The following is a 20143-nucleotide window of genomic DNA, read 5'->3' as shown; positions in this document are numbered from 1 at the left end:
GGCTTGGCAGGAGCGTGAGGCAAGAATGACAAAGCCCGAAACGGCGGGAGGACGAAAAACATGTTGCGCAGGTTTGTAAACACCGCATGTGCGTGCGGTGTGGGGGTTGCTTTGTCATCGCTGATGGCTGGTGGAGTGCATGCGGCGGATATGGTGACGAAAGCTGCGCCCGTTCCTTATGCTGAAACCGATGATTTCTGGACGCGGCCTTATCTGTTCGGCGATCTCGGCAGGACCAAGCTGAAGGAGCGGGGCATCGAGCTGGGCCTGACGCTGGGTAACGAATCCGTCGGCAACGTCACGGGCGGAAGCAAGAATACGGCAGCCAATGCCGGTCAGTTGTGGTTCGGCGCGAAATTCGACATGGGGAAGCTTGCCGGCATCCAGGGCGGCACCATCGGCCTGACGCTGGTCGATCGCTTCGGGCGCAACCTGAATGACCAGGCGGGCATTCCCGCCTTGCAGCTGACCAACGAAGTGTTCGGCCGCGGCAACATTCTGCGCCTGACGCAGCTCTACTACTCACAGAAGCTCTTCGACGATCGCCTTGAAGTCAAGGGCGGCCGTCTGCCTGTCGGCTCCGACTTCTTCTTCGGCCTGTGCGAGTTCATCAACCTGACCTTCTGCGGCGGCCAGCCCGGCAACATCCAGGGCGGCTACATCTACAACTGGCCGGTGAGCCAGTGGGCCGGCGTCGCCCACTACAAGATCGCGCCGGAGTTCACGATCTCGGTCGGCGTCTACGACGCCAACCCGAATTATCTGACGACGGACGATCCGACGGTCTATTTCCTGCCGGGCGTACCTCACTCGAGTCCGGCCAGCGGCGTGCTGGTGCCGGTGGAGTTGGTCTGGGCTCCCAAAGGCCCGCTGAACGGGACATGGAGACTCGGCGGCTGGTATGACAGCGCCTCGACGATCGACGGTGGCCTTCCGGGAATCATCGCGACCATCCCGGGCGTCGGCGGTGTGCCGGATCAAAATCTCGGCGATCAGCGCGGCCGCTTCGGCGTCTACGAATCGATCGTGCAGCGCTTGACCGTTGACGGCCCGGGCGCGGTGGGTTGGTACACCTTCCTCAATACGACCGTTGCGGATCACCGGACGTCGTACCAGGATTACCAGATCGCGGGCGGCTTCCGGCACACCGGAACGTTCGCCTGGCGTCCCCAGGACGAAGTCGGCTTCGCGGTGGGCACCACCCACGTGAATTCGGCGGCGCTGAGCCCCAACGCCGGCGGCAACGAAGTCCCGCTCGAAGTCTGGTACGGATGGCAGGCGACCGGCTGGATGAACCTCAAATTCGACGCGCAATATGTGATCAATCCCGGCGGACGCGGCTTCAACGCCGCTGGCGTGAAAACCGACAATGCCGTGGTTCTCGGCATGCGCACCGAGGTCCATTTCTGATGTGAGGCCAGACCATGATCCGGGCTTGAAGAGCCGCGTTAGCGCAGACTGCGCGGCTGTTCTCCCTCATGGCAAAAGGGTGGGGCATGCCCGTCGACGGGCATGCCCGGAATTTCGCGGGCGAACCATGAAGGCCGGGCACGGAGGTTCGATCCTCCGCCCCGGTCGCTCGTTCGTCTCGATGCTCAAGTGTGTCGCAAGAGCAACAGCCGGCGTCTTTCCGTGAGCCGCGGACCTTCGCACATCTTGTGCGGAGCGATCTGGTTCCAACATAGCACCACGCAAAGACCACGCGCCGCAGGCGGCGGGTGATGAAACGGCTGTCGACCACGAGTGAGCACCATGCGCGCGTTCTTTCAGTTCGCGATCTTCCTTTCGGCCATCTGGCTTCTTGCTCATTCCAACGCATCCCTGGCCCACGCCATCATCCTGTCGTCCGCGCCGAGCGCCGGCGCGACCGTGTCCGGCGATGCCGTCGCGATCCGCCTGCACTTCAACAGCCGGATCGATCATGCCCGTTCCAAGCTGACGCTGCTCGCTCCGGACGGCACCTCGCAAACGCTGACGCCTGCAGCCGATGCGCCCGTCGACGAGCTCAACGCCGAAGCGACGCGCCTGTCGAGCGGCGCGTGGCGCCTGCGCTGGCAGGTGTTGAGCGTCGACGGCCACATCACGCGAGGCGATATTCCATTCACGGTTCACTGACACTGCCTTGTATCTGTTTCTCGACATCTTCGGCTATCTGTCGGTGGTCCTGCGGGGCCTGACCCTGATCGCGCAGTCCTTCACGCTTGGCGGTCTTGCCTTTCAGATGTTGCTGTGGGGGCCGTTGCAGCCAAAGCTCTCCGTCGGCGGCCTCGTGATCGAGGAAAGATGCCGGACGCTGCTGAGGTTCAGCGCCTTTGCATGGGCGCTCCTCACCATCGCCTCGCTGGCCCTCGACGCAGCCGCGCTGGTCGGCACACTCCAGTTGCCTTGGAGCGAAGCGGTCAGTGCCGATTTCGGCCGGGCAGATCTGGTCATTGCGGCTTGCGCATTGGGCCTCGCTGTTCTGGTGAACGGACCCGCACACAGGGTGCGTTCGGCGGCTCTTCTTGCGCTCTCCCTGCTCGCGCTCGCCATGCAGACCCGACTGACACATGCGGCCAGCCGGCCGGATTTGCGCTGGCCGCTGTTGCTGTCCGACGCGGGCCACATGCTGGGGGCGTCCGTCTGGATCGGAGGTCTTCCTTATTTCCTCATCGCGTTGAACGGCTGCAAGGCCGCCGACGACTGGCGTCTCATCGCACGGCGCTATTCGTTGATGTCCATGGCCGCAGTCGCGGCGATCGTTGCAGGCGGCCTGGTCATGGCTATCAACTACATCGGCTCCATCGACGCGATCTACGGCACCGCTTATGGCGTCATGACCTTGGCAAAGGTCGGGCTGCTCTTGATGTTGCTGACGCTCGGCGCCGGCAACTATTTCCTCGTCGAGCGGCTGCGCCGCGACCCCTCGACGCCGATCCTGCGCCTGAAGCGCTTCGCCGAGGTCGAGATCGGCATCGGCCTCACCGTTCTCCTGGCGGCTGCGTCCCTCACGTCACTGCCGCCCGGCGTCGATCTCGCCCACGATCGCCTGAACTGGCAGGAGATCGTCGAGCGCGCCATCCCGCAATCGCTGCCGCGCCTGACAAGTCCGGATTACGACAAGCTCACCGTTGCGCAGCTCCAGGCGAAGATCACCCTGGCCGACGCCGGGCGTGCAAGCGCACAGGCCGCCTACATTCCCGGCGAGGGTACGATCCTTCCGCGCAATGCCGAGGACATCGCCTGGTCGGAGTACAATCATCACTGGGCCGGCGTTTTCGTGGTGCTGATCGGGCTGCTGGCGCTGATCGAGCATTTTCGCTGGGGCCGCTGGGCAAGGCACTGGCCGCTGCTCTTTCTCGGGATGGCCGCCTTCCTGTTCTTCCGCGCCGACGAACAGGCCTGGCCGCTCGGGCCGGCCGGCTTCTTCGAGTCGTTTCGCGATCCGGAGGTGGCACAGCATCGCATCTTCGTGCTGCTCATTGCCGTGTTCGGCCTGTTCGAATGGCGCGTCCGGCTGCGCGGCAGCAATGCGGGCCCGGCGGCGCTGGTGTTTCCCTTGACGACGGCGCTTGGCGGCGCCCTGCTGCTCACGCATTCCCACGCGATCGCCAACATCAAGGATCAGCTTCTGATCGAGATGAGTCATACCCCGCTTGCGTTGTGCGGCGTCGCCGCGGGCTGGGCGCGCTGGCTCGAATTGCGTCTCGATGGTCGGGTCCACCGGGTCGCGGCCTGGATCTGGCCCGTCGCTTTCGTTCTGGTCGGGCTGATCCTCCTGGACTACCGCGAAGCCTGAACGCCTGGTTTCTTATCCGCCGTATTGATCCGGCCTCACCGCCCAGGACGTCTGACCGTGGCCGAACGCATCATCGCGGTTGGCGACGACAGCGTTGCGATTGAGCGGACAAAACAAAAAGCCCGGTCGCCATCGGCGACCGGGCCTTTTCGTTCGTGCGTGCGCGTGCGCTTACGCCGCCGTCGAAGCCTTTCGCGCGGCCTTCGCCGCGGCCGCCTCGGCTTCGTCCTTGCGGATCTCGGAGAGCTTCTTCTGGACCTGCTCCGAGAAGATGTACTGCGCCGGGCGCTGCTTCGACATGTCGATCTCCGGCGCCATCGGACCCGTGGTCTTGATGCCGCGCAGCGACACCCACATCGCCTTCAGCGGGTTGTTGAGGGCGGCGGTCGCCGCCGTCGGCTCGTAGCCGCAATGGGCCATACAGTCGGCGCACTTCTCGTACTTGCCGGTGCCGTAGGTCTCCCAGTCGGTGGTGTCCATCAGCTCCTTGAAGGTCTTTGCGTAGCCTTCACCCAGGAGGTAGCAGGGCTTCTGCCAACCAAAAATGTTGCGCGCGGGCATGCCCCACGGCGTGCACTCGTATTCCTGGTTGCCGGCGAGGAAGTCGAGGAACAGGCCGGAATGCATGAAATTCCACTTCTTGCCCTTGCCCAGAGCAAAGACGTCGCGGAACAGCTTCTTGGTCTTGGTGCGGTTGAGGAAGTGCTCCTGGTCCGGCGCGCGCTCATAGGCGTAGCCGGGCGACATCGAGACGCCGACACCGAGTTCGACGGTGAGGTCGAGGAACTTGGCGATCTCCTCGGCGGGGTGGCCGTCGAAGATGGTGGCATTGACGTTGACGGTGAAGCCGCGCGCCTTCGCCGCCTTGATCGCGGAGACGGCGCGGTCGAACACGCCAACTTGCGACACCGCCTTGTCGTGGTGGTCACGCAGGCCGTCGAGATGCACCGAGAAGAACAGGTACGGCGAGGGCTCGAACAGGTCGAGCTTCTTCTCGAGCAGCAGCGCGTTGGTGCAGAGCGAGACGAACTTCTTGCGCGCGACGAGGCCGCGCACGATCTCGCCGATCTCCTTGTGAATCAGCGGCTCGCCGCCGGGAATGGCAACCATCGGCGCGCCGCATTCGTCGGCCGCGTCCCAGCATTCCTGTGCGGTCATGCGGCGGTTGAGGATCGCATCCGGATAGTCGATCTTGCCGCAGCCGACGCAGGCGAGGTTGCAGCGGAACAGCGGCTCCAGCATCAGCACGAGCGGATAGCGTTTGCGGCCAAGCAGTTTCTGCTTGAGCAAATAGCCGCCGATACGCATTTCCTTGAAGAAGGGGATTGCCATTACACGTTTCTTTCTGGGCTTGAAATTCGGGTAGGTCAGCTTGCAGCCAGCTCGGCCGGAAGCCTGAATTCGATGTTTTCCTCGCGGCCCGGGAGCACCGAGACCGTCACCGGTCCGATCCGCCGCAGCGCTTCGATCACGTCATCCACCAGCACCTCGGGCGCCGAGGCGCCGGCCGTGAGGCCGACGGTCCTCGCACCCTTCAACCACTCCGGATTGAGCTCGCTTCCATCGGCGATCAGATAACTCGCGACGCCGGCCTCAGTGCCGATTTCGCGGAGCCGGTTCGAGTTCGAGCTATTGGCAGCGCCCACCACCAAGATCACGTCGACCAGCTTGCTCAAGTCCCTTACCGCAGATTGGCGGTTCTGTGTCGCATAGCAGATATCCCGGATGTCTGGGCCTTGAATATCTGTAAATTTGGCTTGAAGGGCCTCAATAATGCCCCTGGTGTCGTCGACCGACAGGGTGGTCTGGGTGATGTAGGCCACTGGCGTATCGGCCGGCAGCGTCAGCGCCTTGGCCTCGTCGACACTCTGAACCAGCAGAACGGGACCTGGAACCTGGCCCATCGTGCCCTCGACCTCGGGGTGGCCGGCGTGGCCGATCAGGATCAGGGTCCGGCCCTTGGTGATGTAGCGCTTCCCCTGATTGTGAACTTTCGTGACCAGCGGGCAGGTGGCATTCAGCACCGGAAGGTCGCGGGCCGCAGCCTCCTCCTCGACGCTGCGGGCAACCCCATGGGCGCTGAAAACGGTGACGGCCTTCGGCGGAACCTCGGACAGCTCCTCGACAAAGATCGCGCCTTTGTTCTTCAGGCTCTCGACGACGTATTTGTTATGCACGATCTCGTGGCGCACGTAGACCGGAGGGCCGTATTTCTCCAGCGCCCGCTCCACGATCTCGATCGCGCGCACCACGCCGGCACAAAAGCCGCGCGGCTGCGCTAGATAAACTTCCATTGGACGCCCATCACGCAAGTTGCACCAATCGCTCAATTGTCCCGGCGGCACCCCGATACGGGCGCATTTGCAATATCCGCACCATTGGTTCGCGACCGCGGGTAACCGACCACCCCCTCCGGGCCCCGACGCATGCAGGCACAGCACTTTGTGTCAAAAAATCGGCGACAAGGAAAGGTTGGAACGAGCCGCAGGTCCGCGTCGGGTTGATTGCAGGTATTATAATACAGCACATCTGGCGCGCAAGACGCCGATTTCCCTGCTCACCCCTTCGTCACTTTGCCGCCTCAACTCGGCGGCAATACCGGCCGCCCCGCATGATTTTGCCAAGCTCTTTCGCCGTTTACCTCGAACCTTGTTCCGGCGGGAACGACCCAAAACGGCAATAGGTTTCGCCCGGGAACTCCGCTAAACAGCGGGCGTTTCCGGCAAGCTGTTAACACCAGAAAGAAAAGATGTGCTGCAGAGCGTAGTCGTTGCCATCGTCAGGGCCTGTACCCGGTTTGCCTCCCTCGTCGTCGTTCTCGGGCTCCTGCTGGCGGTGGGGGCGGGCTATTACACGTCCCGGCACTTCGCCATCAACACCGACATCAATTCGCTGATTGCCCAGAATCTGGACTGGCGTCAGCGCGACCAGCAATTCGACCGCGCCTTCGACCGCGACGCCACGATTCTCGCCGTTGTCGAGGCCAGGACTCCGGAGATGGCGACCGCGGCTGCCGATGCGCTCTTTGCCAGGCTGAAGGACAACAAGACCGAATTCCAGTCGATCCAGCAGCTCGGCACCGGCGAGTTCTTCGAGAAGAACGGCCTGTTGTTCCTGCCGACCGAGGAAGTCGGCAAGATCACCGGCCAGTTCGAATCCGCAGCGCCCCTGATCGAGATCATGGCCGGCGATCCCTCGATCCGCGGCCTCACCGGCGCGCTCGAGACCGGGCTTGCCGGCGTCAAGCGCGGCCAAGTCAAGCTCGACAACACCGAGCGGCCGTTCAACCAGATCGCGCAGACGGTCGAGACCGTGCTCAACAAGGGCAATGCCAGCTTCTCCTGGCGCGAGCTCGTCAGCGACGAACCTCTGAAGGATTCGGACAAGCGGGCCTTCATCGAGTTCAAGCCGATCCTTGATTACAACGCGCTGGAGCCCGGCAAGGGCGCGACCGACGCGATCCGCAAGGCTGCGCTCGATCTCGATTTCGCGACGAAATATCAGGCGCGCGTGCGGCTGACGGGACCGGTTCCGATCGCCAACGAGGAATACGCCACCGTCCAGGAAGGCGCCGTCGTCAACGGCGTCGGCACTGTGCTCGTCGTGCTCGTGATCCTGTGGCTCGCGCTGCATTCCGCGAAGATCATCTTTGCGGTGTTCGTCAATCTCTTCGTCGGCCTGGCGATCACGACCGCTGCGGGCCTGATGATGGTCGGCTCGCTCAATCTCCTGTCGATCGCCTTCGCGGTGCTGTTCGTCGGCCTCGGCGTCGATTTCGGCATCCAGTACAGCGTCCGCTACCGCTCGGAGCGATACAAGCACGACGATCTCACCGGTGCGCTGGTGCTCGCGGCAAAACGCTCGGCGGTGCCGTTGTCGCTCGCGGCGATGGCGACCGCGGCGGGCTTTCTTTGCTTCCTGCCGACCGCATACAAGGGCATCTCGGAGCTCGGCCAGATCGCCGGTGTCGGCATGCTGGTGGCCTTCCTGTCCTCGATCACGGTCCTGCCGGCCCTCTTGAAGCTTTTGAACCCGCCCGGCGAGGTGGAGCCGGTTGGCTACGCCTTCCTGGCGCCGCTCGATCATTTCCTGGAGACGCACCGTGTGCTGGTCGTCGGCGGCACGCTGCTGCTCGCGGTCGCGGGCCTGCCGCTGCTCTACTTCATGAAGTTCGACTTCAATCCGATGAATCTGCGCAACCCGAAGGCCGAATCGATCGCGACCTTCCTCGACCTGCGCAAGGATCCGAACACCGGCGCCAATGCCATCAACGTGATGACCAGGTCGGAAGAGCAGGCCAGGCAGGTCGAGGCGAAGCTCGAGAAGGTGCCGGAGGTGCTGCGGGTGATGTCGCTGGACAGTTTCGTGCCTGAGGACCAGCAGCCGAAGCTGAAGCTGATCGCGCAGGGCGCCAAGATCCTGAACCCCGCGCTGAACCCGGATCAGGTCGACGCGGCGCCGTCGGATCAGGAAAACGTCGAGTCGCTGAAATCCTCGGTCGACAATCTCCGCCGCACCGCAGGTGACGCCAACGGGCCGGGCGCGGTCGCCTCGCGCCGCCTTGCGGACGCGCTGGAGAAGCTCGCCAACTCCGATGAGGCGACCCGCAACAGGGCGCAGGACGTGTTCGTGACGCCGATGAAGATCGTGTTCGACCAGCTCAGGAACGCGATGCAGGCCGAGCCGGTCACGCTTAAATCATTGCCGCCCGACCTCGTCAGCGCCTGGAAAAGCAAGGACGGCATCATCCGCGTCGAGGCTCAGCCGAAGGGCGATCCCAACGACAACGATACCTTGCGCAAGTTCGCGGCAGCCGTGCTCGAGGCCGAACCGACCGCGATCGGCGGTCCGGTTTCGATCCTGAAGTCCGGCGACACCGTGGTGAACGCGTTCATCCATGCAGGCATCTATGCGCTGCTGGTGATCGGCCTGTTGCTGTGGATCACACTGCGCCGCATCGTCGACGTGCTGATGACGCTGGTGCCGCTTCTGGTTGCGGGCGCGGTGACGCTCGAAATCTGCGTGCTGATCGGCCTGCCGCTCAACTTCGCCAACATCGTCGCATTCCCGCTGCTGCTCGGCGTCGGCGTTGCCTTCAAGATCTATTATGTCGTGGCCTGGCGCTCCGGCAGGACGAATCTGCTTCAGACCAGCCTGACGCGTGCGATCTTTTTCAGCGCACTGACCACGGCCACCGCTTTCGGCAGCCTGTGGCTGTCCAGCCATCCGGGCACATCCAGCATGGGCAAGCTGCTCGCACTCTCGCTGGTGACGACGCTTGCCGCAGTGCTGCTGTTCCAGCCCGCCCTAATGGGCAAACCCCGCAATCTCAGGCAGTAGGCAGATATCGCCGACGGGGTCGGCGGCGCCTTTCTGACCGGGCTTGGCCGCGGTGGCACTCTTCGGAGCGACCGCCGTCGGCACAGGTGCTGCGGCAGCCGGCGCGGGTGCCGCCTTGGGCGCCGTTCCGGTGGTTTTTGGCGCGCTCTTGGCCATGGCGTTGGCAGTGCTCGGGGGGATCGGCGGACCGACGCGGGTCCAGGTCTCTCCGCCGCACAGGAAGCCCAGCACGCAGCCCTTGATCTCGAGCTGATCGGTGCCAGTGGGCGTGATGGTCGCGCTATACATCTGACCATCCTTGGCGTTGTAGACCTGACCTTCCCATTGCTCGGCGCCGGACACCTTCTTCATGTTGATCAGGGTCGCCATGCCCAGTGTGGGCCTGTTCTTTTTTGAGACATCCGGGTTGTTCTCGTCGCGGCCGCCCGGCTGCTTTTCCCAGGAAACCGCGCCCCACATGCTCCCATTGCATTGGGCGACACGGATATTGGCGACGCCATCGGCGACCCGCCAGTCTCCCGTGGGATCGGCGGCAAGCGCCGGTGTAAGGCCGGCGTAACCTGCCAGTATTATTCCGGTGTAAATGGCCAAACGCATATGTGTTCCTCGGCAGTGCAACATGGTCTAAAGCTGTGCTTGCGAAGATGGTCCGAAAAAGGGCAAAAGGCCGCACAGATCCTTTTCCGTTTGCTGACCGTTTTCAGTTGACGAAGCGGCCCTCAACCGAAGTATGTAGCGGATGAACAGTCCAAATCCAGACATGTCCCAGCTGTTCGCGGACCGCCAGGCCCAGCGCAGCACCCTGCATAATCGGTACCTGAACGAGCAGTTCGTCCGGGTTCTCAAGACCATCGGCTACGACGTCGGCTTTCAGAAGGGGCAGGGGCAGTACCTCTACGACCGCGAGGGCGCGCGTTATCTCGACCTCTTGTCCGGTTTTGGCGTGTTTGCGATCGGGCGCAATCATCCGGTCATGCGCGAGGCGCTGAAAAGCGTGCTTGATGCCGACCTGCCCAATCTGGTCCAGTTTGACGTCTCGACGCTGGCCGGCGTGCTCGCCGAGCGGCTGTTGAAATACGTGCCTTATCTCGACAAGGCCTTTTTTGCCAATTCGGGAGCGGAATGCGTCGAGGCCGCGATCAAGTTCGCGCGGGGCGCCACCGGCCGTCCCGGTATCGTCTATTGCTCCCACGGCTATCACGGCCTGACCTATGGCGCGCTGTCCCTCACCGGGGATTCGAATTTCCGTACCGGCTTCGAGCCGCTGCTGCCGGGCTGCACCGCGGTTCCGTTCAACGATCTGGCTGCGCTCGAGAAGGCGCTGGCCTCGCGTGAGGTCGCCGCTTTCGTCGTCGAGCCGATCCAGGGCAAGGGCGTCAACATGCCCTCCGACGAGTTCCTGCCGGGTGCGGCCGCACTCTGCAAGAAGTACGGCACGCTGTTCGTCGCCGACGAGATCCAGACCGGCATGGGCCGCACCGGCCGCTTCCTCGCGGTCGAGCACTGGAACGTCGAGCCGGACATGGTGCTGCTGTCGAAGTCGCTCTCCGGCGGCCATGTGCCTGTCGGCGCCGTGCTGACGCGCAAGAGCATCTTCGACAAGATCTTCAATCAGATGGATCGTGCCGTCGTGCACGGTTCGACCTTCTCGAAGAACGACCTCGCGATGGCTGCGGGTATTGCCACGCTCGACGTCATGGAGTCCGAGAAGCTGATCGAGGCTGCCGCCAAGCGCGGCGCCGAGCTGCGCCTCGCGCTCACGCGCATGGTGCCGGGCTACGAGCTGATGAAGGAAGTCCGCGGCAAGGGCCTGATGATCGGCATCGAGTTCGGGCCGCCGAAATCGCTTCGGCTGCGGGCGTCCTGGAACGTGCTGGAGGCCGCCAACAAGGGCCTGTTCTGCCAGCTCATCACCGTGCCGCTGTTCAAGGATCACAAGATCCTGACCCAGGTCGCCGGCCACGGCAGCCACACCATCAAGCTGTTGCCGCCGCTCACCATCACCGAGGAAGACTGCAACTGGATCGAGAAGGCGTTCGACGACGTCATCGCCGGCAGCCACAAGGTCCCCGGCGCGATCTGGTCGCTCGGCAAGACGCTGGTGGACAACGCGGTGAGAAGGTCGGCTTGATCTTTTGCCGCGGTATCTCGGCAATCGTCATTGCGAGCGTAGCGAAGCAATCCAGAGTCCCTCCGTGGAGACAAGTCTGGATTGCTTCGCTGCGCTCGCAATGACGGCGGAGACTACTACCCCTCCACATTCGCCTTCATCGCCGTCTCGAACTTGTCGACGAACTCGGCGAGCTCGTCGCCGCCGATGTCGCTGACGGCCCAGAAGTTCAGGCCGCGTTCGCCCCAGCGGCGGCAGTTGAAGCCCTGCATGGTCTGTGTCTTCGGGGGCCGATGCTCGGTGCTCGCCGTCTGCGACACGAACAGGTTGATGATGTGCTGCCGGCGCTTGTAGACGACCGCGCCGATGGCGCGTGCGTCGACATAGTCGAGCCGGCCGCCGACCAGCGTAAAACCTTGCGCGGTGAGGTCGATCACGGGCGGGGCGACGTCAAGCTTGCCGTTGAACCACGGCTTGACGGTGTGCTGGTCGGTCGAGACCACGTCGATGAGGTGCCCGGCCTGGAGCGAGCGCAGATGCGCGGAGACCACCTCCGAGAGGATGCGCTGCTGGTCGTCCTGGCGCAGCACGACGGCGACGACGCCGGTGGCGGCGAGTGCCGAGACCGCCGAGCCCATCGCGAAACCGCGCAGCACGGAACGCCGGCTCGGCTGCGGCCGCGCCTGCGGGATCGACGCCTCGATACGCGTGCGCAGGCTCGCGGGGGCGCTGTAGCGCAGCTTGGTGTCGGCCAGCACGCGCTTCATCTCGCGCTGTGCCGTGAATTCGGCGGTACAGGCCGGGCAGGTCGCGATATGGGCTTCGACCTCGCGCGCGTGGCCGGCATCGAGCTCGTTGTCGAGCAGCGCGTGAAGCAGGATCTGTGCTTCGTCGCAGGTCATTTCGAGTGCTCCTCTTCCGCCGTCCAGGCCGCGCGCAGCATGGCGCGGGCACGGGCGAGGCGGGACATCACGGTGCCAACCGGGGCGCCGACGGCTTCTGCAATTTCACGGTAGGACAGGTTGTTGATCTCCCGCAGCACGAAGGTTTCCTTGAACGGCTCGGCGAGTGCGTCGATCATCTTGCGGATGGCGCCGGCGTCGCGGCTGCGCAGCACCTCGGTCTCCGGGCTGGCCTCGTTCTCCTGCCACATCGGCGTCTGATCGGCGGCGCCGGGCGTATCCTCGATCGCGGCGTGCGAATGCGCGCGTCTGGCATATTCGGCGTTGCAGACATTGCGCAGGATCGCGAACAGCCACGGCTTCATGGCCGGGCCCCGATAGCTGTCGAAATGCTTCAGCGCACGCAAATAGCATTCCTGCACCGCGTCCTCCGCGTCGGAGGCATCGCGCAGCAGATAGCGTGCGAGCGTGTAGACGTCGTCGAGATAGGGCAGTGCCGCCTCGCGGAAGCGCTGCGCCTTCTGGAAATCGTCGCTGACGGGCATCGCCTCTCGCTTTGCCTCTTGCTGCGTTTGGTACGTCGTTGCGTCGTGAGTTCTGCCCGAAGGCATGCGAGCCCGGCCGGCGTGGGACCACCGGCCGGGCAAGACAGAGATGCCTTGGTTGGAGACGTTACTCAACCTTGATCATCCCGGTCATGTGCGGGTGCAACGAACAAAAGTACTTGTAGTCGCCCGCATCGGTGAAGGTGAACGTGAACTTGTCGTCGGTGTCCAGGGTCTTGGACCGGAACTTGCCGGCCGACACCACGGTGTGGGGGATGTCGTCCCGGTTGGTCCAGGTCACGGTCGTGCCGACCTTGATCTTGAGCTCCTGCGGCTGGAAGACGAAATTGTCGATATGCACCTCCAAGGCGGTGTTGTCGGCACGGGCGGTCGTGACGGGGAGCAGGATGGCCGCGGCCAAGGAGAGACCGAAGTCGACGGCGAAGTCGCGGCGGCTGAGTGTCTTCATGGTCAGCTTCTCTTCAACCTTGGAGCGGCGTGTCGATGATCGCGAGCCGCTGCTCGTTCTGCTTGAAGTTGACGCTGGCGACCCCGAGCATCGCGCGGAGCTTGGCATCCTCGACCTTCATCGGTCCGGGCGAGGAGGCGGCGCCCGGCGCGGGCTGCGGGAAGGCGGTCGAGCGCGCGGTATGGAAGGTGACGTTGCCTTCGACCTTCTGCATCACCTGGTGGATGTGGCCGTTCAGCACGGTGACCGAGCCAAAACCCTTGACGTATTCGAGCGCCCGGCCGCCGTCCTCGGTGCCCCAGCCCCATTCCGGATAGACGGTCCAGAGCGGAATGTGTGCGAACAGGACGATAGGCGTGGATTTCGACTTGCCGCGTAGATCGTCCTCGAGCCAGGCGAGTTGCTCGGTGCCGAGATTGCCGAGGCCACCGGCCTTGAGGTCGACGACGTTGACGAGGCCGATGAAGTGCACGCCACCGGCATCGAACGAGTACCAGCCCTGGCCCTTGGTGCCACGGCCGTAACGCTCGCGATAGAACTTCACCTCCTCGTCGAGGAAGTCATGCTCGCCGGGCACGTAATGCACGTCGAGCTTGGACTGCGAGATGATGCGATCGGCGTTGTCGAACTCGGCGGCCTTGGACAGATGGGTGATGTCACCGGTGTGGATCATGAACGACGGCTTGGCCGGCATTGCATTGATCTTGTTGACGGCCTCCTCCAGCGTGCCCAGCGCATTGGGGTTGGCCGGCTTGTCGAAGCCGACATGGCTGTCGCTGATCTGGAGGAAGGTCATGCCGGGCGCGGCAGCGGTCGCAGCTTCAGCAGAATCGATGATGCCGAGCGAGCGCGGCACGCCGCCTGTGATGGTCCAGAGCACCCCGGTGCCGGCCCAGGTCATGCATTCCAACACCTTGCGGCGGCTGACGCCGTCGTCCCCGTGGTCATGTCCGCGCATCGCAACGTCTCCTTTGGCCCGGAATTGGGCTTCGGGGAGATGATCGGGGGGAGGCCGGGTTTATTCCCGCACGCACGGCGTTGCGGACCGAAGAGAATGACGTTTTCGTGAGCCCGAGGCTTGCCGTTCAGGAGCCCAGGACCGGGTCACGGTCAGGTTTACCCAATGGTCCCCGGCTTGGGGACGAACTGCACAAAGCGGACTGAAGCGGCGGCGGGCTTGGCGTGTTCCTGAATGCTGTTGGCGAGGTTCAAGGCGTCCTCGCCGTGGCCGGAGACAGGCCGAAGCACCAGGCGGTCTTTTGTGTCCTCGGTGACCGAGACGTCGGAAGCATTCGGGGACAGAAATTTCATCACCTTGCGGCGCTGAGCAGGGGTGTCGAACTCGACACGTACCTCTGGCATGGCAACGACGACGGCTTTGTCACGCCTGTACACGGGTTGAAGAGCGCCAGCCTCTTGAAGTAGCCGAAGGATATCAGGGGCCAACGACGAGCGCGGCGTCACGAGGACGCCGGCTCCTGCGCGCATCGCAGTACTGGAGTCAGGACTGACCTTGGCGTCCAGTCCGGCCTCTTTGGCGGCGGCTTGGTCGACCGCGACGTGCTCCTGGTCCGGCTCCAGGTCGACCTTCTGGCCGCCAGCGTAGTAGTATGTGCTCATATTGCGAGTATACAGTCTAAAGGCGTTACAGGCCATGGGGGGATCTGTGCCGCCCCTGCACTGGCATATCGGACTCTATCTCCCTTTGCGTGCCTTCTTGGCCTTCTTTGCCTTCTTGGCTTTCTTAACGTTCTTGGCTTTCTTGGCTTTCTTGGCCTTTCTCTTGGGTGGCTTCGCAGGTGCGGGCGCTCCGGCGCCCTTCGCGGCTGTCACCGCACTGCCAACGTCGAGCCTGCCCCAACCGAGTTCAGGCGTCCAAGTCGTCTGGCCCTCGATCTTTTTTGCGGTGGTTCCGAGCAAATCGCGGACGCTGGCAGCGCTGATCGCGGGATTCGCGCTGATCATCAACGCCGCGGCACCGGCGACCGCCGGCGTTGCGGAGGAGGTTCCATTGAAGGTCTTCGTGAAATCGCCGGGGTCGTAGCCCGCGGGTCCGGAGATATCCGTGGTCCAAATGAAGACACCCGGGGCGAGGAGATGCATGGCTGGGCCATAATTTGAGCCCCACCAATCTTCCCCGTCGGAGGAGGTTTTCGTCTTGCGCTCGTCGGCAGGATTGGAGGCGCCGACCGTGACATATCCAGGCAGGTTGCCGGGGAAGTCGATCGGAGTCTGGTCATTACCTGCCGCGATAGCGACCACGGCACCCAGCCCATCGCGCCCTTGAGTTCGCGCACGTGCGAAGGCGCGACTGATGGCGTCACTCGGAGCGCCGCCACCCCAGGAATTCGAGAGTACGGCGGCGCCTTGCCGCCAGCACCAATCGATCGCATCCGCGGTCTTGAAGTCGTCGAAAATCCAGTGCCCACTGCCGTCACCCATGGCAATGCGCGCTGCGATGAGGGAGCAATTCGGGGCGATGCCCGGGAAAGTGTTGTCGCGTGACACAACAATCCCTGCGCATGCGGTGCCATGTGCATCGTTCCCGGCGGGTATGGCCGAGCTGCCATTGTTTCCGATGAAATCTTTTTGCGCAACCACCGCTGCTTTCAAAGCGGGGTGGGCAGTGTCCACCCCCTCGTCGAGCACGGCGACTTTCACGTCGGCTCTCCCACGGGTGACCGTCCATGCGGCCGGCACACCGATCTTGTCATGAGACCAGGCCGCGGCCGGTGCCGATTTGTTGATGGAGGCAATGCGTCGAATAAAATTGGGCGTAACGGATCCCACTTCCAGTTGTGTGAGGCGTTCAACGAGGGGAAACACTTGCTTGATGGACGCGACGCGCAGGAGCACCTTGCCATCAAGACCTTCCTCGATCACGGTGGCTCCAAAGTCCTTCACTGCAATAGCAAGATCAGCTTGCCTCAAGCCTTCGGCGATCACAGTCTGCGTCAGGAGCATTTGCGTGGAAGAGGTTGAGACCGGTGACGCCGCGCCGCGCCTCGTTCCATGGCTGGGACGTGCTGCGACGTGCGCCTGCACGACGGTAACATTTGCCAGATCGGGGATGCGTGATTGCAGAACCGATGAAGCGCTGACGGCCTGTTGAATCGCTTGGGTATAGGTCGGCGCCGGGATATGAGCCGCCCGCCTGCCGGCAGCAGCAGGGAACGTGACATCGTTCCCACCCAGCTCGCCGAGATTAACGAGCGTCACCTCGTGCCACTCTCCGAGCGCTTTGTACCGAGGCATCTTGCCCTCCACGATCTGTCGGTTGGTTGACATCACATCAGCGTTTAACGCGAACGAATAACAGCTCACATCCGGATAGAACTTCGCGAATTCGGCTTTGGCCTTCTAGTCTGATGACAACTCGCCAACCCACAGCGCGGATGTCCTTGCAGCTCGCCGCGATCGCTTTGCGAGCGATAGCGATGAGGCGACTTTACACGTCCTTCTGCTGCGGCCGTCCTTACGGCCGAGAATGCATTTGGATTTTCCGCATGGGTCCAGTGACGATCCCGGCTGAAATTACCGGGGTGCAACGGTTCAGCAAAAATAAAAATTCAACTACTAGTATAGCATCTCTGGTCGATCAGAACAGAGTTTTTTCGGCCAAGACAGCGCGCACCATCCAGGCGTCCAGAGTTATCCGCTATTTGCCGTCCGCCATACCAAGACCGAGGCCGTGGCGTTTCACGTCCGCCTCGCCCCCGAACAGGGCAACCACATCGATGCCGCTTTCGAATGGGCACGGTGACATCATGCCACTGTTTTGCCCGACGTCGCAAGTGAAATTCGTAAAATGCGAATCTTGGGCGCGCTCGATCGTGGTCGCACCGACGGGCCGTCGCTTGACTGCGCCGCTACTGTGCATGGGGTTGTTTTCATGTCTTTGCAGGGAGGACCGTCCGGGCCGCTCCATCCCGGTGCCCGCGCGGCGGTCGCACCGGATGCTACTTCGCATCCTCCAGGATCATCGTCGCGCCCTTCTCGGCGATCATCGCGGTCGGCGTGTTGGTATTGCCCGAGGTGATGGTCGGCATGATCGAGGCGTCGATGACGCGAAGGCCGCCGAGGCCGTAGAAGCGCAGGCGCTCGTCGACCACGGCCATCGGATCGCTCGCCGCGCCCATTTTCGCGGTGCCGACGGGATGGAAGATGGTCGTGCCGATATCGCCGGCGGCCTTTGCGAGCGAGGCGTCGTCGTCGCCGACGGTGGGGCCGGGCAGATATTCGCTGGGTCGATATTTCGCCAGCGCCTTCTGCTGCATCAGGCGGCGTGTGGTGCGGATGGCGTCGGCGCCGACCTGGCGGTCGTCGTCGGTCGACAGGTAATTCGGCGCAATGATCGGCTTCTCGTCCGGGCTCGCCGAGCGCAGGCGCACGGTGCCGCGCGAAGTCGGCTGGAGATTGCAGGCGCTCACCGTGATCGCCGGGAAGCGGTGCAGCGGATCGCCGAACTTGTCGAGCGACAGCGGCTGCACGTGGAACTGGATGTTGGCGCGCGCGCGCGTCGCGTCTGAGCGCGTGAAGATGCCGAGCTGCGATGGCGCCATGGTCAACGGACCACGACGGCGGAAGGCATAGTCGAGGCCCATCAGGCCACGGCGGAACAGGTTGTAATAGGTCTCGTTCAGCGTCCGCACGCCCTCGACCTTGTAGATCGCGCGCTGCTGCAGATGGTCCTGCAAATTCCGCCCCACGCCGGGCTTGTCCATGACAATGTCGATGCCGAGCGGCGACAGCCAGTCGGCTGGCCCGATGCCGGAGCGATGCAGCACCTGCACTGAGCCGATCGAGCCGGCCGAGAGGATCACCTCGCGCTGGGCGCGCGCCTCGATGGTCTCGCCGTTCTGGATGAAGTGAACGCCGACGGCACGGCCCTGCTCGATGATGAGGCGCTCGACCAGCACATGCTTCTCAAGCCGCAGATTGGGGCGTCTCAAGGCCGGCTTGAGGAAACCGCGTGCCGAGGACCAGCGTCGGCCGCGCTTCTGGTTGACGTGGAAATAGCTCGTGCCCTCGTTGTCGCCGGTGTTGAAGTCCGGGATGCGCTTGATCCCCATCTCTTCTGCGGCATCGCCAACGGCGTCGAGAATGGTCCAGGACAGCCGCGGCGCCTCGATGCGCCAGCCGCCGCCGACACCGTGATGCTCGCTCGCGCCCAGGAAGTGATCCTCGATCCGCCTAAACAGCGGCAGCACGTCATCATAGCCCCAGCCGGTCATGCCGAGCTGGCGCCAGTGATCGTAATCGGCGGCCTGTCCGCGCATCGAGATCATGGCGTTGATGGCCGAGCAGCCCCCGATCACCTTGCCGCGGGGATAGGCGAGCGACCGGCCGTTCAGGCCGGGCTCGGCCTCGGTTTTGAACATCCAGTCGGAGCGTGGATTGCCGATCGCAAAGAGATAGCCGACCGGAATATGGAACCAGATCCAGTTGTCGTCCCCGCCGGCCTCGAGAACGAGGACTCGGTTTTTGGGGTCGGCCGACAGGCGATTGGCGACGATGCAGCCGGCCGTGCCGGCGCCCGCGACAATATAGTCAAACTCACCTTCGAGCCGCCTCGGCATTCTGCTTCCACCCTGAATTGGTCTCTAACGTTCCATCCTAATAGGCGGACAGTGACGATCGGGACAAGCCCGGCCATGCCGAACAAGCAGGGCTAAACCCCGGCCAGAGACCGTTGGGTGGACTGGCGCTTGCATGGTAGACAATCCTGCATTTTCAACAAAGCTTGAGACCCCTCCATGCCGATCGTGAACCGCGTCGCCGACCTTCAACCCGATATCCAGGCTTGGCGGCGCGACATCCATGAGCACCCCGAATTGCTGTATGACGTCCACCGCACCGCAGCATTCGTCGCGGATCGGCTGCGCGAGTTCGGCTGCGACGAGGTGGTGAGCGGCATCGGCCAGACCGGCGTGGTCGGCGTGATCAAGGGCAACAAGCCGGCCGGCGGCGGGCTCAAGGCGATCGGCCTGCGCGCCGACATGGACGCGCTGCCGGTCGAGGAACAGACCAACCTGCCTTACGCCTCCAAGCTTCCGGGCAAGATGCACGCCTGCGGCCATGACGGGCACACCGCGATGCTGCTCGGCGCTGCGCGCTATCTCGCCGAGACCCGCAACTTCGCCGGCGATGCCGTCGTGATCTTCCAGCCGGCCGAAGAGGGCGGCGCCGGCGGCGCGGCGATGGTCAAGGATGGGATGATGGAGCGCTTCGGCATCGATCAGGTTTACGGCATGCACAACGGCCCAGGCATTCCGATCGGCTCGTTCGCGATCCGGCCCGGCCCGATCATGGCGTCGACCGACGAGGTCGATATCATGATCGAAGGCCTCGGCGGCCATGCCGCGCGTCCCCACAAATGCGTCGATTCCGTTCTCGTCGGGGCGCAGCTGATCACGGCCTTGCAGTCGATCGTCGCGCGCAGCGTCGATCCCCTGGAATCGGCCGTGATCTCGATCTGCGAATTCCACGCCGGCAATGCCCGCAACGTCATTCCGCAAACCGCAACGCTCAGGGGCACGATCCGCACGCTGACGCCCGACGTGCGCAAGCTGGTCGAGAAGCGCGTGCGCGAGGTCGTCGCGGGCGTCGCCCAGATCACCGGGGCCAAGATCGATCTGCACTACAAGCGCGGTTATCCCGTCGTGAACAACCACGCCGCGGAGACCGAGGTCGCGATGCGCATTGCCAAGCAGGTGGCGGGCGAGGCCAACGTGCTCGAAATGTCGCCGTTGATGGGCGGCGAGGATTTTGCCTACATGCTGGAAACGCGCCCAGGCGCGTTCATCTTCTGCGGCAACGGCGACAGCGCCGGCCTGCACCATCCCGCCTACAATTTCAACGACGAGGCGATCGTGTTCGGCACGTCCTATTGGGTCAAGCTGGTCGAGGAGCAGCTTGCGGCGTCGTGATACGCTGAATGAAATTGCACATGAAAAGGGCCCGTGCATCGCACGGGCCCTTTTTGTCGGGACCGTCTCG

General features: G+C 63.6%; 17 protein-coding genes. 6 read left to right on the top strand and 11 right to left on the bottom strand.

What is annotated here, in order from left to right; all coding sequences use genetic code 11:
• The first annotated feature begins 60 nt into the window (after nucleotides 1-60).
• The 3 genes from G8O24_RS19210 to G8O24_RS19200 all read left to right on the top strand — a co-directional run bounded on the left by G8O24_RS19210 (nucleotide 61) and on the right by G8O24_RS19200 (nucleotide 3778).
• Nucleotides 61-1410: a carbohydrate porin gene (locus G8O24_RS19210; RefSeq protein WP_188101972.1), complete on the top strand. Its 1350-nt coding sequence runs from the start codon at nucleotides 61-63 to the stop codon at nucleotides 1408-1410.
• A gap of 342 nt (nucleotides 1411-1752) precedes the next feature.
• Nucleotides 1753-2115 carry a copper resistance CopC family protein gene (locus G8O24_RS19205; RefSeq protein WP_188101970.1) on the top strand — a complete coding sequence of 121 codons (363 nt, stop codon included), beginning with the start codon at nucleotides 1753-1755 and terminating at the stop codon, nucleotides 2113-2115.
• 7 nt (nucleotides 2116-2122) lie between these two features.
• Nucleotides 2123-3778, top strand: a complete 1656-nt coding sequence (locus G8O24_RS19200; RefSeq protein WP_188101968.1) for a CopD family protein — start codon at nucleotides 2123-2125, stop codon at nucleotides 3776-3778.
• Nucleotides 3779-3949: 171 nt separating this feature from the next.
• Here G8O24_RS19200 and hpnH read toward each other — a convergent pair whose 3' ends face one another.
• Both hpnH and ispH read right to left on the bottom strand, forming a co-directional pair.
• Nucleotides 3950-5110, bottom strand: a complete 1161-nt coding sequence (gene hpnH, locus G8O24_RS19195) for an adenosyl-hopene transferase HpnH (protein ID WP_188101966.1) — start codon at nucleotides 5108-5110, stop codon at nucleotides 3950-3952.
• A 35-nt stretch (nucleotides 5111-5145) separates the two neighbouring features.
• Nucleotides 5146-6072 (bottom strand): 4-hydroxy-3-methylbut-2-enyl diphosphate reductase, encoded by a 927-nt coding sequence (gene ispH, locus G8O24_RS19190; protein ID WP_188101964.1) that lies wholly within the window; start codon nucleotides 6070-6072, stop codon nucleotides 5146-5148.
• A 457-nt stretch (nucleotides 6073-6529) separates the two neighbouring features.
• Between ispH and hpnN the strand changes: the two genes are divergently transcribed.
• On the top strand, nucleotides 6530-9118 hold the full coding sequence (gene hpnN, locus G8O24_RS19185) for a hopanoid transporter HpnN (protein WP_188101962.1): 2589 nt from the start codon (nucleotides 6530-6532) through the stop codon (nucleotides 9116-9118).
• Here the strand turns inward: hpnN and G8O24_RS19180 are convergent.
• Nucleotides 9086-9715, bottom strand: coding sequence for a DUF2147 domain-containing protein (locus G8O24_RS19180; protein ID WP_188101960.1), 630 nt, complete (start codon nucleotides 9713-9715; stop codon nucleotides 9086-9088). The two genes, hpnN and G8O24_RS19180, sit on opposite strands and share 33 nt — an antisense overlap.
• Before the next feature lie 142 nt (nucleotides 9716-9857).
• On the opposite strand from G8O24_RS19180, the gene hpnO reads away from it, so the two are divergent.
• Complete coding sequence (gene hpnO / locus G8O24_RS19175; protein ID WP_188101957.1) at nucleotides 9858-11249, top strand: aminobacteriohopanetriol synthase HpnO; 1392 nt, start codon at nucleotides 9858-9860, stop codon at nucleotides 11247-11249.
• A 116-nt stretch (nucleotides 11250-11365) separates the two neighbouring features.
• Here the strand turns inward: hpnO and G8O24_RS19170 are convergent, their stop codons facing one another.
• From G8O24_RS19170 to G8O24_RS19135, 8 genes are all read right to left on the bottom strand, one after another.
• Nucleotides 11366-12130 carry an anti-sigma factor family protein gene (locus G8O24_RS19170; RefSeq protein WP_188101955.1) on the bottom strand — a complete coding sequence of 255 codons (765 nt, stop codon included), beginning with the start codon at nucleotides 12128-12130 and terminating at the stop codon, nucleotides 11366-11368.
• On the bottom strand, nucleotides 12127-12675 hold the full coding sequence (locus G8O24_RS19165; RefSeq protein WP_187437320.1) for a sigma-70 family RNA polymerase sigma factor: 549 nt from the start codon (nucleotides 12673-12675) through the stop codon (nucleotides 12127-12129). Before G8O24_RS19165 ends, G8O24_RS19170 begins: the two co-directional genes overlap by 4 nt.
• 127 nt (nucleotides 12676-12802) lie before the next feature.
• Nucleotides 12803-13144: a cupredoxin domain-containing protein gene (locus G8O24_RS19160; protein ID WP_188101953.1), complete on the bottom strand. Its 342-nt coding sequence runs from the start codon at nucleotides 13142-13144 to the stop codon at nucleotides 12803-12805.
• Nucleotides 13145-13157: 13 nt separating this feature from the next.
• A complete protein-coding gene (locus G8O24_RS19155) occupies nucleotides 13158-14102 on the bottom strand; it encodes a metallophosphoesterase family protein (RefSeq protein WP_188101951.1) in 945 nt (314 codons plus the stop codon).
• Between the two features lie 158 nt (nucleotides 14103-14260).
• Nucleotides 14261-14764 carry a hypothetical protein gene (locus tag G8O24_RS19150; RefSeq protein ID WP_188101950.1) on the bottom strand — a complete coding sequence of 168 codons (504 nt, stop codon included), beginning with the start codon at nucleotides 14762-14764 and terminating at the stop codon, nucleotides 14261-14263.
• 75 nt (nucleotides 14765-14839) lie between these two features.
• Nucleotides 14840-16399: a S8 family serine peptidase gene (locus tag G8O24_RS19145; RefSeq protein ID WP_188101947.1), complete on the bottom strand. Its 1560-nt coding sequence runs from the start codon at nucleotides 16397-16399 to the stop codon at nucleotides 14840-14842.
• A 403-nt stretch (nucleotides 16400-16802) separates the two neighbouring features.
• Nucleotides 16803-17024, bottom strand: coding sequence for a hypothetical protein (locus G8O24_RS19140; RefSeq protein WP_188101945.1), 222 nt, complete (start codon nucleotides 17022-17024; stop codon nucleotides 16803-16805).
• A gap of 79 nt (nucleotides 17025-17103) precedes the next feature.
• Nucleotides 17104-18723, bottom strand: a complete 1620-nt coding sequence (locus G8O24_RS19135) for a GMC family oxidoreductase (protein WP_188101943.1) — start codon at nucleotides 18721-18723, stop codon at nucleotides 17104-17106.
• A 177-nt stretch (nucleotides 18724-18900) separates the two neighbouring features.
• Here G8O24_RS19135 and G8O24_RS19130 point away from each other — a divergent pair, with 177 nt between their 5' ends.
• Nucleotides 18901-20073, top strand: a complete 1173-nt coding sequence (locus tag G8O24_RS19130; RefSeq protein ID WP_188101941.1) for a M20 aminoacylase family protein — start codon at nucleotides 18901-18903, stop codon at nucleotides 20071-20073.
• Nucleotides 20074-20143 lie beyond the last annotated feature (70 nt).

The organism is Bradyrhizobium campsiandrae, from assembly GCF_014529705.1.
Classification (GTDB): Bacteria; Pseudomonadota; Alphaproteobacteria; order Rhizobiales; family Xanthobacteraceae; genus Bradyrhizobium; species Bradyrhizobium campsiandrae.
Note: the sequence above shows the minus strand (reverse complement) of the source record. Positions and strands in the feature narration are given on the sequence as shown.

What these genes read in the sequence shown, in the direction of transcription:
- G8O24_RS19210 (WP_188101972.1), top strand. Translation starts at nt 61, where the DNA reads ATGTTGCGCAGGTTTGTAAACACCGCATGTGCGTGCGGTGTGGGGGTT.
- G8O24_RS19205 (WP_188101970.1), top strand. Translation starts at nt 1,753, where the DNA reads ATGCGCGCGTTCTTTCAGTTCGCGATCTTCCTTTCGGCCATCTGGCTT.
- hpnH (WP_188101966.1), bottom strand. Translation starts at nt 5,110, where the DNA reads ATGGCAATCCCCTTCTTCAAGGAAATGCGTATCGGCGGCTATTTGCTC.
- ispH (WP_188101964.1), bottom strand. Translation starts at nt 6,072, where the DNA reads ATGGAAGTTTATCTAGCGCAGCCGCGCGGCTTTTGTGCCGGCGTGGTG.
- G8O24_RS19180 (WP_188101960.1), bottom strand. Translation starts at nt 9,715, where the DNA reads ATGCGTTTGGCCATTTACACCGGAATAATACTGGCAGGTTACGCCGGC.
- hpnO (WP_188101957.1), top strand. Translation starts at nt 9,858, where the DNA reads ATGAACAGTCCAAATCCAGACATGTCCCAGCTGTTCGCGGACCGCCAG.
- G8O24_RS19170 (WP_188101955.1), bottom strand. Translation starts at nt 12,130, where the DNA reads ATGACCTGCGACGAAGCACAGATCCTGCTTCACGCGCTGCTCGACAAC.
- G8O24_RS19165 (WP_187437320.1), bottom strand. Translation starts at nt 12,675, where the DNA reads ATGCCCGTCAGCGACGATTTCCAGAAGGCGCAGCGCTTCCGCGAGGCG.
- G8O24_RS19160 (WP_188101953.1), bottom strand. Translation starts at nt 13,144, where the DNA reads ATGAAGACACTCAGCCGCCGCGACTTCGCCGTCGACTTCGGTCTCTCC.
- G8O24_RS19155 (WP_188101951.1), bottom strand. Translation starts at nt 14,102, where the DNA reads ATGCGCGGACATGACCACGGGGACGACGGCGTCAGCCGCCGCAAGGTG.
- G8O24_RS19150 (WP_188101950.1), bottom strand. Translation starts at nt 14,764, where the DNA reads ATGAGCACATACTACTACGCTGGCGGCCAGAAGGTCGACCTGGAGCCG.
- G8O24_RS19145 (WP_188101947.1), bottom strand. Translation starts at nt 16,399, where the DNA reads ATGCCTCGGTACAAAGCGCTCGGAGAGTGGCACGAGGTGACGCTCGTT.
- G8O24_RS19140 (WP_188101945.1), bottom strand. Translation starts at nt 17,024, where the DNA reads ATGCACAGTAGCGGCGCAGTCAAGCGACGGCCCGTCGGTGCGACCACG.
- G8O24_RS19135 (WP_188101943.1), bottom strand. Translation starts at nt 18,723, where the DNA reads ATGCCGAGGCGGCTCGAAGGTGAGTTTGACTATATTGTCGCGGGCGCC.
- G8O24_RS19130 (WP_188101941.1), top strand. Translation starts at nt 18,901, where the DNA reads ATGCCGATCGTGAACCGCGTCGCCGACCTTCAACCCGATATCCAGGCT.